This is a genomic window from Streptococcus sp. sy018, from assembly GCF_007859185.1.
GTDB lineage: Bacteria > Bacillota > Bacilli > Lactobacillales > Streptococcaceae > Streptococcus.
Map to the genome: position 1 here is coordinate 254765 of NZ_VOHN01000001.1, position 14855 is coordinate 269619.

14 protein-coding genes and 1 riboswitch are annotated in these 14855 nt (G+C 37.7%); of the genes, 11 read left to right on the top strand and 3 right to left on the bottom strand.

The window, feature by feature from the left end; genetic code table 11:
* Nucleotides 1-120: 120 nt before the first annotated feature.
* The gene (locus FRX52_RS01265; RefSeq protein ID WP_146538212.1) at nt 121-1167 is read left to right on the top strand and encodes a D-alanine--D-alanine ligase; all 1047 of its coding nucleotides are present in this window, start codon (nt 121-123) and stop codon (nt 1165-1167) included.
* Between the two features lie 39 nt (nt 1168-1206).
* Here the strand turns inward: FRX52_RS01265 and FRX52_RS01270 are convergent, their stop codons facing one another.
* Nucleotides 1207-1761 (bottom strand): folate family ECF transporter S component, encoded by a 555-nt coding sequence (locus FRX52_RS01270; protein WP_146538213.1) that lies wholly within the window; start codon nt 1759-1761, stop codon nt 1207-1209.
* Between the two features lie 36 nt (nt 1762-1797).
* A riboswitch (THF riboswitch) is annotated at nt 1798-1889 on the bottom strand.
* A gap of 102 nt (nt 1890-1991) precedes the next feature.
* On the opposite strand from FRX52_RS01270, the gene murF reads away from it, so the two are divergent.
* From murF to FRX52_RS01295, 5 genes are all read left to right on the top strand, one after another.
* A complete protein-coding gene (gene murF, locus FRX52_RS01275; RefSeq protein WP_146538368.1) occupies nt 1992-3362 on the top strand; it encodes a UDP-N-acetylmuramoyl-tripeptide--D-alanyl-D-alanine ligase in 1371 nt (456 codons plus the stop codon).
* Between the two features lie 489 nt (nt 3363-3851).
* Nucleotides 3852-5396: a peptide chain release factor 3 gene (locus tag FRX52_RS01280; RefSeq protein ID WP_146538214.1), complete on the top strand. Its 1545-nt coding sequence runs from the start codon at nt 3852-3854 to the stop codon at nt 5394-5396.
* A gap of 10 nt (nt 5397-5406) precedes the next feature.
* Nucleotides 5407-5787: a PH domain-containing protein gene (locus FRX52_RS01285; protein WP_146495166.1), complete on the top strand. Its 381-nt coding sequence runs from the start codon at nt 5407-5409 to the stop codon at nt 5785-5787.
* 112 nt (nt 5788-5899) lie between these two features.
* The gene (locus FRX52_RS01290; RefSeq protein WP_146538215.1) at nt 5900-6493 is read left to right on the top strand and encodes a DUF4230 domain-containing protein; all 594 of its coding nucleotides are present in this window, start codon (nt 5900-5902) and stop codon (nt 6491-6493) included.
* Nucleotides 6494-6703: 210 nt separating this feature from the next.
* Nucleotides 6704-8251 (top strand): DEAD/DEAH box helicase, encoded by a 1548-nt coding sequence (locus tag FRX52_RS01295; protein ID WP_146495168.1) that lies wholly within the window; start codon nt 6704-6706, stop codon nt 8249-8251.
* 33 nt (nt 8252-8284) lie between these two features.
* On the opposite strand, the gene FRX52_RS01300 is transcribed toward FRX52_RS01295, so the two are convergent.
* On the bottom strand, nt 8285-8560 hold the full coding sequence (locus FRX52_RS01300) for a GIY-YIG nuclease family protein (protein WP_146538216.1): 276 nt from the start codon (nt 8558-8560) through the stop codon (nt 8285-8287).
* The gene (locus FRX52_RS01305) at nt 8544-9299 is read right to left on the bottom strand and encodes a tRNA1(Val) (adenine(37)-N6)-methyltransferase (RefSeq protein ID WP_146538217.1); all 756 of its coding nucleotides are present in this window, start codon (nt 9297-9299) and stop codon (nt 8544-8546) included. Before FRX52_RS01305 ends, FRX52_RS01300 begins: the two co-directional genes overlap by 17 nt.
* A gap of 95 nt (nt 9300-9394) precedes the next feature.
* Between FRX52_RS01305 and FRX52_RS01310 the strand changes: the two genes are divergently transcribed.
* From FRX52_RS01310 to FRX52_RS01330, 5 genes are all read left to right on the top strand, one after another.
* Entirely contained in the window at nt 9395-10135 is a 741-nt protein-coding gene (locus tag FRX52_RS01310; RefSeq protein WP_146538218.1) for a 1-acyl-sn-glycerol-3-phosphate acyltransferase, read from the top strand.
* Nucleotides 10136-10211: 76 nt separating this feature from the next.
* Nucleotides 10212-10859 (top strand): helix-hairpin-helix domain-containing protein, encoded by a 648-nt coding sequence (locus FRX52_RS01315; RefSeq protein ID WP_146538219.1) that lies wholly within the window; start codon nt 10212-10214, stop codon nt 10857-10859.
* A 16-nt stretch (nt 10860-10875) separates the two neighbouring features.
* Nucleotides 10876-13083 carry a DNA internalization-related competence protein ComEC/Rec2 gene (locus FRX52_RS01320; protein ID WP_146538220.1) on the top strand — a complete coding sequence of 736 codons (2208 nt, stop codon included), beginning with the start codon at nt 10876-10878 and terminating at the stop codon, nt 13081-13083.
* A gap of 71 nt (nt 13084-13154) precedes the next feature.
* Nucleotides 13155-14246 carry a hypothetical protein gene (locus tag FRX52_RS01325; protein WP_146538221.1) on the top strand — a complete coding sequence of 364 codons (1092 nt, stop codon included), beginning with the start codon at nt 13155-13157 and terminating at the stop codon, nt 14244-14246.
* Nucleotides 14247-14326: 80 nt separating this feature from the next.
* Nucleotides 14327-14770, top strand: a complete 444-nt coding sequence (locus FRX52_RS01330) for a VOC family protein (RefSeq protein WP_146538222.1) — start codon at nt 14327-14329, stop codon at nt 14768-14770.
* The last annotated feature ends 85 nt before the right edge of the window (nt 14771-14855 follow it).

Consider the following 14855-nt stretch of genomic DNA (forward strand, 5'->3'; position numbering starts at 1 on the left):
ACTAGGTTATCCTAGTCTTTTTGATTTAGTATGAAAGGGCTTTAAAAAGTCCTTTTTGAAAATCCTTTTTTTTTATGGTATGATAAAGGTAGTCGAATCAAAAAAGAAAGTGAGATAAAGATGACAAAACAAAGCTTAATTTTATTATACGGTGGTCGTTCAGCAGAGCGTGACGTTTCAGTTTTATCAGCAGAAAGTGTGATGCGAGCAGTCAATTATGATAAGTTTTCTGTAAAAACTTATTTTATTACCAAAAGTGGTCAATTTATCAAAACGCAAGAATTTACCAGTCAGCCAGGTCAAGACGAAAAATTGATGACCAATGATACGGTTAATTTAAGCCAACAAGTGAAGCCAAGTGACATTTATGAAGAAGGAGCGGTTGTTTTCCCTGTTCTTCACGGACCTATGGGTGAAGATGGCTCAGTCCAAGGTTTTCTAGAAGTGCTTGGCATGGCTTATGTCGGCACCAATGTCCTTAGTTCATCAGTAGCCATGGATAAGATTGTGACCAAACAAGTTCTAGCTACAGTGGGGATTCCTCAAGTGGCCTATGTGGTCTTTCTTGAAGGAGATGAGATAGAGGCAAAAGTGGCTGAGGTAGAAGCTAACTTGACTTATCCTGTTTTTGTCAAGCCTGCTAATATGGGATCAAGTGTTGGTATTTCAAAGGCAGACAATCAAGCTGACTTACGTGCGGCCATTACACTCGCCCTTAAATATGACAACCGTATCTTGATTGAGCAAGGGGTTGATGCGCGTGAAATCGAAGTTGGTCTTTTGGGTAATAGCGATGTGAAGACTACAGAAGCAGGTGAAGTGGTTAAAGATGTTGCCTTTTACGATTATCAAGCCAAATATATTGATAATAAGATTACCATGGAAATCCCAGCCAAGATTGATGCTCAAGTTATGGAACAGATGCGAGCTTATGCAGCACAGGCCTTTCGTGCGATTGGTGGCTGCGGTTTGTCTCGATGTGATTTCTTTTTGACGGCAGATGGTAAGATTTACCTTAACGAACTAAACACCATGCCAGGTTTTACGCAGTGGTCAATGTATCCACTCCTCTGGGAGAATATGGGCTTGGCTTATAGCGATTTGATTGAACGCTTGGTTCAACTGGCTCAAGAAATGTTTGATAAGCGAGAAAGTCATTTACTTTAATATAATAAAACTCAGCGTAGGGATGATACGCTGAGTTTTTTATTTAACAAGTTTTCTTAATTCAGGAATTTTTTGTAACTGTGGGATAAGTAGCATGATGGCTATAATACGCACAGGGATTTCAAAGATTTTCAACCACCGACCAGCTAAATACTGGGCGATAATAGGGGTACCAAAGTAGGTCTGAATCAAAAATGGCGTCATCAAGAAGGTACTAAAAAGCATGATGACCAAAACGGCCAAGGTTACTCTGAACCAGTCTTGTTTTTTAGTTTTTGATAGCAAATGACCGTGGAAGAAGAGTCCATAAAGTAAGCCTTCAATGGCTTCCATGAGCGTCCACCAAATAATAAAATTACCTTGTCCACTACTAAGGTTATCAACAACATCAATCAAGGCGAGTGTGATAAAGCTCCAAATAGGTCCTGCCACCATACCGATAATGGTATTAACGATAAAGGTAAAACCGACAACCAGTTGGTTGGGGATGACGGTAATGGAAAATTTACTAATGACAATGGCAAGGGCAGCCAACATGGCTAAGGTTACCAAACGTTGACTAGTCATTTTTGGTCTAGAAAATAAAGTGTTCATTTGTGCTCCTTTCACAAGTGGAGCTGTTATGGAAATAACAGCGGATGCAATGATTCACCGCACCAATAGGTTTCGTTGTGTGACAACATCCCATTCACACACACTTAACGCGAATCATCTACTCTGTAAGATAGCCTTTGGCTACCGTCTAATATTATAGCAGATATTTGCCCAATGACAAGTCTAGTTTATGATATAATAAAGAGAAAGAAAAAGAAAGAATGATTGAGATGAATTTAACCTTACAAGAAATTGCCCGTGTTATTGGAGCTAAAAATGATACCAGCCTACTATCAGACTTACCAATCAATAAAATTGAGTTTGATAGTCGTTTGATTGAAGAGGGGGATTTATTTGTTCCCTTAAAAGGCTTGCGTGATGGTCATGATTTTATTGACTTAGCTATTGAAAAAGGGGCAGTTGTAACCCTATCTGAGAAAGACTTGGTTGATGTTCCTTATCTTTTGGTTGATGATTGTTTGGTGACTCTACAAACGTTGGCAAGTTACTATATTGATAAGACAGGAGTTGATGTCATTGCCGTGACAGGTTCTAATGGTAAGACCACGACCAAGGATATGATTTTTGACCTTTTGGCAACGACTTATTCCACCTATAAAACGCAAGGGAACTACAATAATGAAATAGGACTACCTTATACCATTCTTTCTATGCCAGAAGATACTCAAAAGCTAGTTTTAGAAATGGGGCAAGACCACTTAGGTGATATTGCGCTGTTGTCAGAGATTGCTCGACCAAAATTGGCAGCTATTACCTTGATTGGTGAAGCGCATTTGGAGTTTTTTGGCACACGTCAAAAAATTGCTCAAGGTAAGATGCAGTTGACAAAAGGCATGGCATTGGATAGCTTGTTGTTAATCCCTAATGATACGATTGTGGATGAGTTTATCCCTCAAGGTCAGACGGTTAAACGTTTTGGTCAAGGAGGAGAGCTTTATCTGACAAACTTGGTTGAAGAAAAAGAGTCCTTGAGATTTAAGGTGAATTTTTTGGAGGAAGAATTAACTATTCCTGTGACGGGTAAGTATAACGCAACGAATGCCATGATCGCAGCCTATATTGCTCTAGAAGAAGGGGTTAGCCAAGACAATATTATCTCAGCCTTGTCTCACCTTAACTTAACCAAGAACCGAACAGAGTGGAAAAAGGCTAGTAATGGTGCAGATATTCTCAGCGATGTCTATAATGCCAATCCGACTGCCATGCGATTGATTCTTGAAACCTTTGCTAATATTCCTAAAAATGAAGCTGGCCGCAAGTTGGTTGTCTTAGCAGATATGAAAGAGCTTGGGCCAACATCACAAGTCCTCCATGAGAGCATGATTGATAGTTTATCTCCTGATGATTTTGATCAGATTTATCTTTATGGTCAAGATATTAAGGGTCTATTTGACTTGGCGGCTGCTAAGTTTCCCCAAGGGACTGTTCATTACTTTGTTAAAAATGACCAGCAAGATGATTTTGAACAGTTACTTACAGCTATTATGGCTGAACTGGACAAGAAGGATCAACTTCTGTTAAAAGGAAGTAACTCGATGAATTTGGCAAAAATTGTAGACGTATTAGAAAATAAGAGCTAGATTAAACTAGCTCTTATTTTTGGCAACTAAAAGAAGATAAAGGATTAAATCAAGGCCATGAATGGTAGCAGTTGTCGTTTTCAAGAGATTGTTTCAGATTAACCAACCAAACAATTAGTATGGCAGTATAAAACTCATGCTAACTCAGGTTTGAGATTATAAACAAATGGGATAAAATAAAGACCAATTAAATTATAAACCAAGAGAAAATGAGAATAACCATCTAACGAGTCATTGTAACTTGCTAAGATAGCAATTTTCGTATCGATATCATAGCTAGTGACGACTAGTAAAATGACTAAAACGAGCCATTTTTTTGGTTAAGGTCATTGTGTTATTTTCTTTGTCTATTTAATCAAGTGCATTATCTTATAGTTAGTTAGTTAGTGACAACAATAAGACTTTTATTTTATTGCGAAAAGCTAAGAGTTGGGGTATAATGACAATACAGAACACATCATTTAATGATTTGTAAAATAGGGAGAAAAGATGTCTTTACAAGATGAGATTAAAAAACGTCGAACCTTTGCCATTATCAGTCACCCGGATGCTGGTAAAACGACGATTACAGAGCAGTTGCTTTATTTTGGTGGTGAAATTCGTGAGGCAGGGACAGTCAAGGGAAAAAAGACTGGTAACTTTGCTAAATCAGATTGGATGGATATTGAAAAACAAAGAGGGATTTCAGTCACATCTTCTGTCATGCAGTTTGACTATGCTGGTAAGCGAGTGAATATTCTTGATACCCCAGGGCATGAGGATTTTTCTGAGGATACCTATCGTACCTTGATGGCAGTAGATGCTGCGGTTATGGTAGTGGATTCAGCTAAGGGTATCGAGGCACAGACCAAGAAATTATTTGAAGTCGTTAAGCATCGTAACATTCCAGTCTTTACCTTTATCAATAAATTAGACCGTGATGGGCGTGAACCGCTTGATTTGTTGGAAGAATTAGAAGAAGTCTTGGGCATTGCTAATTATCCGATGAATTGGCCGATTGGCATGGGTAAGAGCTTTGAAGGCTTGTATGATTTGTATAACAAACGTTTAGAGTTATATAAAGGCGATGAACGCTTTGCCTCTTTTGACCAAGGGGCTAGTCTGTTTGCCAACAACCCCTTCTACGAACAAGTCTTAGAAGACGTGGAATTATTGGAAGAAGCTGGAAATGATTTTTCTCGTGAGGCGATTTTAAGTGGTGAGTTGATCCCTGTCTTTTTTGGTTCAGCCTTGACGAATTTTGGTGTGCAGACCTTCCTTGATTCTTTCTTGGAATTTGCACCAGAACCACACGGTCATCGAACAAAGGATGAAGAAGTCATTGATCCGCTCAATCAAGATTTTTCTGGTTTTGTTTTCAAAATTCAAGCCAATATGGATCCCCGTCACCGTGACCGTATTGCTTTTGTGCGTATTGTATCAGGTCAGTTTGAAAAAGGCATGGCCGTCAATCTCTCTCGTACCGGTAAATCTGCTAAGTTGTCTAATGTTACTCAATTTATGGCGGAAAGTCGTGAAAATGTAGAGAATGCCGTGGCTGGTGATATTATCGGTGTTTATGATACAGGTACTTATCAGGTGGGCGATACTTTGACAGTCGGCAAGAACAAATTTGAGTTTGAACCTCTGCCAACCTTTACCCCAGAGATTTTCATGAAAGTTGCTGCAAAAAATGTCATGAAACAAAAATCATTCCATAAAGGAATTGAACAACTGGTGCAAGAAGGAGCTATTCAGCTCTATAAAAACTACCAAACAGGTGAGTATATGCTGGGAGCAGTTGGGCAACTTCAATTTGAAGTGTTTAAGCATCGTATGGAGGGGGAGTACAATGCTGAAGTGGTCATGACACCGATGGGGAAAAAGACTGTGCGTTGGATTAGTGAAGAGGATTTAGATGAACGCATGAGTTCGAGCCGTAATATCTTGGCACGTGATCGTTTTGACCAACCAGTTTTTCTTTTTGAGAATGATTTTGCTCTGCGTTGGTTTGCCGATAAATATCCAGATGTGCAATTAGAAGAAAAAATGTAAGGAGAATAAAATGGGACTATTTTCAGGATTGTTAGGCAATGCCTCACAAAAAGATAATGATCGAGTAGAAAGAGAACTGGCTGATATTTTAGTGGCTGGTGAGCAAGTTGAATTAGCCTTTAGTTTGGTGCGTGACTTGATTGTCTTTACTGAGCGTCGTTTAATCTTAGTAGATAAACAGGGTATGACAGGCAAGAAAACATCGTACAAGTCATTACCTTATCGTTCAATTTCTCGTTTTACTGTAGAAACCTCAGGGCATTTTGATCTTGATGCCGAATTAAAAATTTGGATTTCATCAGGGGTTGAACCGGCTGAGACACTCCAATTCAAACGTGATAAAAACGTCATTCAAATTCAACAGGCTTTAGCTGAAGCGGTGTTGAAATAATATTTAGAAACCTCAGTGATACGACTGAGGTTTTTAAGAATAGCTTGTAGTTGAAAAATCACTTTTCGTGAACAAGGTGATATAATGAAAGAAAAGACACAGGGAGAAAAAAATGTTACGCAAAGCCATGGTTTGTTTATTTATTTTAGTTGCTTTATTGATCGGGGGATTTTTTACTCTCAATTATACCGGTGTCATTGGGACTACTTCGAATAATAGCTCGTCTAGTGTGGTGCAGTATATTGAAAAAGTCAAGGAGACCGTCTTTCTTAATGTGGGTGTTCAGCGTATTGAAACCCAAAAAAATAATGTCAAACTTTTTTCTAAGTTTAATCTGCCATTGACAGAGAAAAAAACAATTATTATCTTAAATTATCAGGCTAAGTTGGGTATTAAAAAATCTGTATCAATTCGTCAAACTAGTGATAATCGTTATCAGATTACGGTACCTAAGTTTGAAGTGATTGGTGTGGAACAAGCCAAGGTTGATCCTTATAAACTCTATGATTCGAGTGGAGAGTTGCTTAGCGTTTTTACCCAAAATGTTGATACAGGTGAGTTGGCAACAAAAGCACTGAGTAATAAGGAGCAAAAAGAGTATTTAGAGAAATACCAAGAACAGTTGCAAATCGCTGCCAAGGACTACTATCGAACCCTTTTCAAATCGATCAACCCAGGTATTGAACTGGATTTTGTTTTCAAATAAGTTATCAAGCACCCTAGTGGTGCTTTTTTCTTTGACAACGCTTTATTGATTTTTTCTCACTTTCTTTCTATCATATTAGTTGACTTTGTGTTATACTAGATAGGTTACTTAGTTAGTGATTGAGTGTTTAGCTCTTTTGCCGACAGGGAATGTTATAAAATTAAGCGTCATAAGGCAGCTTCGCACTGCCTTTTATTAGAAAAGGAAATTATGAAATTTACAGATTTAGACCTATCAGCAGACATTTTATCTGCTGTGGAAAAAGCTGGCTTTGTTGAGCCATCACCAATTCAAGAAATGACCATCCCTCTTGCACTTGCTAATAAGGATGTCATTGGTCAGGCTCAAACAGGGACTGGTAAAACGGCAGCCTTTGGTTTGCCAACCTTAAATAAGATTCATACAGAAGATAATACGATTCAAGCCTTGATTATTGCTCCAACTCGTGAATTGGCAGTACAATGTCAAGAAGAACTATTCCGTTTTGGTCGTGATAAAGGTGTTAAGGTTCGTTCAGTTTATGGTGGTTCTAGTATTGAAAAACAAATCAAGGCTCTTCGTTCAGGAGCTCATATCGTTGTTGGAACACCAGGTCGTCTTTTGGATTTGATTAAACGCAAGGCCTTGAAACTCTCTGATATTGAAACCTTGATTTTGGATGAAGCAGATGAAATGCTCAACATGGGCTTCTTGGAAGATATTGAAGCGATCATCAGCCGTGTGCCAGATAGTCGTCAGACTTTGCTCTTTTCAGCGACTATGCCAGAAGCGATTAAGCGAATCGGTGTGACCTTTATGAAAGAGCCTGAGCATGTTAAAATCGCTGCTAAGGAATTGACAACTGAATTGGTTGACCAATACTATATTCGTGTGCGTGAGCAAGAAAAATTTGACACCATGACTCGTTTGATGGACGTTGATCAGCCAGAATTAGCCATTGTATTTGGTCGTACCAAACGCCGTGTGGATGAGTTGACTCGTGGCTTGAAATTACGTGGTTTCCGTGCGGAAGGTATCCATGGTGATCTTGATCAAGGTAAACGCCTTCGTGTTCTTCGTGATTTTAAAAACGATGAGTTAGATATTTTGGTGGCAACAGATGTGGCAGCTCGTGGTTTGGATATTTCAGGAGTGACCCACGTTTACAACTATGATATTCCACAAGACCCAGAAAGCTATGTTCACCGTATCGGTCGTACAGGTCGAGCAGGTAAGCATGGTCAGTCTATTACTTTTGTGTCGCCAAATGAAATGGGTTACCTCTCTATCATTGAGAACTTAACCAAGAAACGCATGAAAGGTCTTAAACCAGCAACAGCTCAAGAAGCTTTCCAAGCTAAAAAGAAAGTCGCTTTGAAAAAAATTGCTCGTGATTTGGCAGATGAAAAAATTACTGCTGGATTTGATAAATTCAAGAGTGATGCCATTAAATTAGCTGGTCAATTTACGCCAGAAGAGTTGGCATTATACATCTTGAGTTTGACGGTTCAAGACCCAGATACGATGCCAGAGATTGAGATTGCTCGTGAAAAACCATTGCCATTTAAGCCATCAGGTAATGGCTTTGGTCATAAAGGTGGTAGAAATCAACAACGTTCTGGTCGCAAATCAGATCAACGTGACGGTGGTCGTCGTGATTTCAAACGTCGTTCTAATAAAAATAGTCGTGATTTTGAAAATAAAGGCAATAAGCGTCCTCATCGTACTTCTAGTGAAAAGAAAAATGGCTTTGTTATTCGTAACAAAGGCGATAAATAAAAAAACAAGGTCTAATAGGCCTTGTCTTTTTATTTAATCTTTAAACGAAGCAGTTTTACTAGCAATATAATCTAACTTTTGTCGCCTTGTTTTTTGTTTAAACAGGCTTTCTGCTGACATAGCTTGAGATTTGCTGTCAAAACTTTCCCAATAAATCAATTCCACTGGTAATCTACTTTTGGTGTATTTGGCTCCTTTTCCTGTTTGGTGGGTCTTCAGTCGTCTGTCTATATCAGTGGTATAGCCTGTATAAAGCGAATTATCTCGGCAACGTAGCACATAAAGATAAGCTTTAGTTTCTTTTACCATAATAAATCTCAAAAATCTCATCTGTGTAGTCGCCATTATCCTTGTGGATAATCAGGGGTGGTAAAATCTTAAAGCCATCCATTGAGCCATCTTTAATGGCTTCAATCAAGAGCATGTTAGCCTCTTTATTATTTTTGGGATAGACAAATTGAACGCGTTTAGGGGCTAGTTTGTATGTTTTTAAGGTGTCAATAATTTCTAAAAAACGGTCAGGACGATGAACAAGGGCTAAACGACCATTGGATTTTAGCGCTTGTTGACTCACTTGACAAATTTCATCTAAGTTGGTTGTGATTTCGTGTCGGGCTAAAAGATAGTGTTCAGATAGATTTTTTTTCGATGTGTCACTAGCCTTAAAGTAAGGTGGATTACACACGATTAAATCAACCTGCGAACGTGGGACGTGTTGAAGTAGATTTTTCAAATCGTCTTGAACAACGGTCACTTGTTGGTCTAACTGATTGAGTTGAACAGAGCGCTTTGCCATGTCTGCCAAGCGTTCCTGTAATTCAATTGCCAGAATGGAACTTTTAGTCTGACTGCTGGCAAAAAGGGCAACTGCACCATTACCACTACAAAGATCGACGATTAAACCGTTTTTTTGTGGGTATTTGGGAAAGCGAGAGAGTAAGACAGAGTCAACAGAGTAACTAAAAACGTCACGATTTTGAATAATTTTCACATCAGTTGAAAAGAGTTGATCGATTCGTTCATTTTCTAGTAAATGCGGATTTTCCATGACTTTATTATATCATATTTACTTGATTGTTGTTTCATTTCAAATATGGTACAATAAAAGAATAAGTTATTTCAGTAAGAAAGTAAGGAAAACCTATGTTTTATACCTATCTTCGTGGTTTAGTGGTCTTTTTACTTTGGATTATCAATGGCAATGTCCACTATCATAATCAAGATAAGATTCCTGATGCCGAGGAAAATTATATCCTAGTAGCTCCTCATCGCACTTGGTGGGATCCTGTTTTTATGGCCTTTGCTGCTCGTCCCAAACAATTTATCTTTATGGCTAAAAAGGAATTATTTACCAATCGGATTTTTGGTTGGTGGATTCGTATGTGTGGTGCCTTTCCTATTGATCGTGAAAATCCAGGTCAAGAAGCCATTCGTTATCCTATCAATATGCTGAAAAAAAGTTCACGCTCTTTGATTATGTTTCCAAGTGGTAGCAGACATTCTAGTGATGTTAAAGGTGGTGTTGCCTTAATTGCTAAGATGGCAAAGGTTCGCATTGTACCATCAGCCTATCTTGGACCAATGACCTTAAAGGGATTGCTTTCTCGTGAGCGAGTGGATATGAATTTTGGAGAACCGATTGACATTTCTGACATTAAACGTATGGATAATGTAGGTGTTGAAGAAGTGGCTAGTCGAATTCAAACGGCTTTTGATCAATTAGATCAAGAAAATCAAAATTATCATAATCCTAAAAAACCATCTGTTTTATGGTATCTGATTCGGATTCCAGCTGCTCTTGTCGCAATCATTTTAGTCTTCTTGACACTTGTTTTTAGCTGGTTAGCTAGCTTTGTTTGGAATCCTGATAAGCATCGTAACTAAATCCTTGTTGAACACCTGATGTCAGGTGTTCTTTTTTGTATGTTTGATTACGAATAAAAGGATAAGGAGGGGACTTATGGATCACATATTAACCGAAATCAAAAATAAAAAATTTTTACTAGTAGGCTTAGGTGGTGTCATCTTTTTATTCTTAGCTTATTTTAGCTTTTTTCAACCTACAAAAGAACAAGATGATCTATTGTTGACCAGTTCGAGTAATCAAGTGGTTGAACAAACGGAAGTATTAACTAGTGACCGCGGTCTTAGTTCTGAAAGTGAGCAAGATGTTTTAGTGGTTGACATCAAGGGAGCAGTTAAAAAAGAAGGTGTTTATCAACTACCCGCAGGTAGCCGAGTAAATGATGCCATTAAGGCAGCAGGTGGTTTGACTGAATTAGCTGATAAAAAATCCATCAATTTAGCTCAAAAGTTGACCGATGCTAGTGTTATTTATGTGGCAAGTCAAGGAGAAAATATCAGTGTTGTTACACCTCAAACAAAGACTGATGAGGAAAGCCAGTTAGCTTCATCTAAGGTCAATATCAATCAAGCTAGCCTTAGTGACTTGCAGACCATTTCAGGAATCGGAGCTAAGCGAGCTCAGGATATTATTGACTATCGTGAGAGTAACGGCTCTTTTCAGACTGTGGATGATTTGAAAAAAGTATCAGGTATTGGAGAGAAAACGTTTGAAAAATTAAGGGAGTTGATTAGCGTTGATTAAATCTTTGGGACTACCTATGATTTATTTGACTTTTTTGGTGTGTTTAAGTTACCTTATTTTAGCCTATCATTTTTTGGGTTTAGGCATTCTATTATCTATTGCCCTAATTGGTTTATGGTATTTTTATCCGTTAAAAGTTTTTGTATCTAATTTAATTCTTTTAGTAGGATTTTTACTTTATTTTGTTTATCATTTTCAGCAGATGGAACTAAATGATGAGCAAGCCCCTATTCAAGTCAACCAAGTACAAGTGATTCCAGATACCATGAGTATCAATGGTGATCGGCTGACGTTTCAAGCCACAGCAGATGGCTGGCGTTATCAAGCCTTTTATACTTTAAAATCAGTTGAAGAAAAAGAATATTTTAGCCGTTTGAGCCAAACAGTGACCCTAGAAGTTGAAGGGGAATTGAGCCAAGCTAGTGAAAAAAGAAATTTCTCTGGTTTTGATTATCGTGCCTATCTTAAAAATCAAGGCATTTATCGAATTTTAAGTATCCAGTCTATTAAAAAAATGACGATTACACAAAAGCTATCTCTACTTGATTACCTGCATCAATGGCGACGACAGGCTATCGTGAGCATTAAGCAAGGTTTTCCAGCTCCTATGAGTCATTACATGACAGGATTGCTATTTGGCTATTTAGATAAGGATTTTTCAGAGATGAGCGATCTTTATCAAGAGCTTGGTATTATTCATCTTTTTGCACTTTCTGGTATGCAAGTGGGCTTTTTTATCCATTATTTTCGTAAAATCTGCTTGCGTTTAGGGTTAAGGCAAGACTGGGTTGATGGGTTGCAATTACTATTTTCTTTTTTTTATGCTGGATTAACTGGTTTTTCAATTTCAGTTATTCGGAGTCTGATACAGGCTTTTCTAGGACGTTTGGGTCTTAAAAAACTAGACAATTTTGCTTTGACTTTACTGATTTGTTTACTAGCTATGCCCAATGTTTTACTAACGACAGCAGGTGTTTTAAGTTTTACCTATGCGTTTATCATCAGTATGATGGATTTTAGTCAATTAAATCAAATGAGAAAAAAATTAGCAGAAGTGCTAACCATTAGTCTAGGTAGTGTCCCTATTTTATTGACTTATTTTTCCGTTTTTCAACCCTGGTCGATTGTATTAACGGCTCTCTTATCCTTTGTGTTTGACCAAGTTATTTTGCCCCTGCTATCGCTAGCATTTATCATCTCTCCCATTTATAAGTTAACTTGGCTAAATCCATTATTTGTCATCTTGGAAAATCTATTGAAAGGGTTTGGTTCTTGGTTGACAAAACCATTGATTTTAGGAAGTCCAAGTGCTTGGTTATTATTTGTTGTGTTATTGATTTTAGCTTTTCTTTATGATTATTATCGAAACAAACAATTTGTCATTGGTTTTAGTATCATATTAGCTCTGCTATTTTTCTTAGTTAAAAATCCTTTGGAAAATGAAGTTACTATGGTTAATGTTGGACAAGGTGATAGTATTTTAATCAGAGATATGTCAGGTAAGACCATTTTGATTGATACTGGTGGTTATTTGACAATGACTCAAAAAGAAGAATGGAAACAGGGAACAAAACCTGCTGATGCACAAACTAGCTTGATTCCCTATCTTAAAAGTCGAGGAATTGGACGAATCAATCAGTTAATCGTTACCCATACCCACGAGGATCACATGGGGGATTTGGAAATGTTAACGAAAGAGCTTAAAGTCGATCAACTCTTGGTCAGTCAAGGAAGTTTAACCAAAACAAGTTTTCGTAATCGTTTAGGTCGCTTGAATAGTAAGATAAAAACAGTAAGTGTTGGAGATAAATTACCAATTATGAACTCTACCTTACAAGTTCTTGCTCCATTGAAACAAGGTGATGGCGGCAATGATGACTCAGTGGTTTTATATGGTCGCTTGTTGGGGTTGACTTTTCTGTTTACAGGTGATTTAGAAGAAACAGGGGAGCAAGAGCTACTGGCGACCTATCCTAATTTACAGGTGGATGTTTTGAAAGTTGGTCATCATGGCAGTCGTGGTTCATCGTCGTCGAATTTTTTAGATAAGGTGATGCCAAAAATTGCTTTGATTTCAGCTGGTCCAAATAATCGGTATCAGCACCCTCATCAAGAAACTCTAGACCGTCTTAATGAACGAGCTATAAAAATTTATCGCACTGACCAACAAGGAGCCATTCGATTTTCTGGAAAAAACAACTGGCAACTTGACACCGTTCGTTAATTTTTTGCTAATTGCTCACTGAAAATATGTTAAAATAAAGCTATAACTAGATACAATAAAGGAGAATGTTGATGAAGCGGAGCATTAAGCCAGTGATATTCATGATTTTTATAGCTTGTATGCTCTTATCGACCAAGGTTACAGCCTTAACAGCACAAGATTATGAAAATATGGGGCTGTTACCCTATAAAGCAAAGCCTTATTTTAAGTTGGGAGAGTTAGACAAACTCGGTCGTCCTACTTGGGGACAGGGTCAATTAAGTATTTATACTGAGGCCAAGGCTGCTGAAACTTATCCAGCTGAATCTTCCTTGCAAGATTGTGATTTGCCAGGATATCAAGTCAATAATGATCGTTACTTAATCCCTACCGAATTAGACCAAGGTTACATACAAAGGGTTTGGTCTCAGAGATACTTATTGCAACATGGAGATTTTAAATTTAGAGATGTAATGAATTTTATAAGAAATCATGCTCTAATTACAAATTATACAGATAACGGTTTTCCTCTTGATAAGCGAACAGGTTTGTTTAGTATTAGCCAATATGAAAAAGCTCTTGTTGAGTGGATGAAGCAAAAGAATTCAGATAAGAAATTCTCTAAAAACAAATCCTATATGGTGGATTACAAGATAGAGTTGATTTATCAAGGGGAAGAGCTTGTTCCACGTCAAGTGAAGCTTCGTTATGTTGGTTTGACGCCAAAAGGTGAGCTTGAAAAAATAGACCTTGAAGGTAAAGAAGACTTTGACGCCAATGGCATTGCAACAGTCACACTTGATAATATCGCACCACATGTAACCATTGATTACCTAACTGGTGAGGTCACAGCAGGAGAGGTCTTTGTTTCGGTCAACACAGAAACAGAAGATGATGTTGAAATCGTTTATGTTGATGATAAGTCTAGCCATTATTATTTTGATGACAATAAGGAATTTGAAGAGAACGGCAATAAGTACCTTGCCATGCCAGAACCAGAAGCAATTGACAAGGGTTATGAATATTTTTATGATGATGATGTTTATGTGGATACAGAAACAGGCTATTATTACTATTACGAGGTCAAAAGCGGTACAGATATTGATGACTATGTTTATATGACAGAAAGAGCTGCTATTGTAGATGGTTATGTCTGGGATGCTGCAGAAGGTACGGATTATTAGTTGGTGTTTTTACTTGTGTCGAGAGTTGTAATTATGTTAAAATGAAACAAAAATTAGTGATTTAGATAAGGAAATTAACGATGTTAAAAGCAATGGAAGTTTATTTAGTAACAAATGGTGATGGCTTGAAGGCGATTGAGTTTTATAAAGAAGCTTTGGGAGCAACGGTTGAACAAGTTAATCTGTTCAAAGATTTTTTACCAGATTGCCCAGTTGAGATGGAACATTTGGTTATGAACGCTCAATTCCGTCTAAACGGCCAACGTTTTATGCTATCAGATAATGATCCTAAACTGCCTTATACCATGGGAGATAATATTTCGGTGGCGCTAGTAACGGATGATGCTCAGACAGCAGAAGAACTTTATTGCAAGTTATCGGTTAACGCTAAAGCTATTAATTTGGAATTACAAGCAACACCTTGGTCACCGGCTTATGCAAACTTGACAGATCAGTTTGGTATCACTTGGCAGATTAACGCAGAAGTTGCGAATTTCGGTCAAGAATACTACGCAGATAAATAAAGCCCTTCCCTCTATCATTGGAGGGAATTTTTATTGCATAAAATTTGTTGGTTTAGTGAAGAAAATTGTTTTGATTTTTGTTATA